The organism is Streptomyces sp. URMC 126, from assembly GCF_051386555.1.
Lineage (GTDB): Bacteria > Actinomycetota > Actinomycetes > Streptomycetales > Streptomycetaceae > Streptomyces.
In genome coordinates this window covers 1-249 of sequence record NZ_JBPQTX010001146.1, presented here as the reverse complement: position 1 = coordinate 249, position 249 = coordinate 1, and the positions used below count along the sequence as shown (strand labels likewise).

General features: G+C 71.5%; 1 protein-coding gene. It reads left to right on the top strand.

Translation table 11 applies throughout. The annotated features are described in order from the left end of the window. Positions 1-249, top strand: a 249-nt coding sequence (locus ACSNOK_RS35440) for an AAA family ATPase (protein WP_436784789.1), incomplete at both ends; no start/stop codon positions are given.

The following is a 249-nucleotide window of genomic DNA, read 5'->3' as shown; positions in this document are numbered from 1 at the left end:
ATCCAGCACGCCGGCGACCTGGCGGCGATCCTGTCCGGGCTCACCGCCGGGGAGGTGTTCTTCCTCGACGAGATCCACCGCATGTCGCGTCCGGCCGAGGAGATGCTGTACCTGGCGATGGAGGACTTCCGGGTCGACGTGGTGGTAGGCAAGGGCCCGGGAGCCACCGCGATCCCGCTGGAGATCCCGCCGTTCACCCTGGTCGGGGCCACCACCCGGGCCGGACTGCTGCCCGGCCCGTTGCGCGAC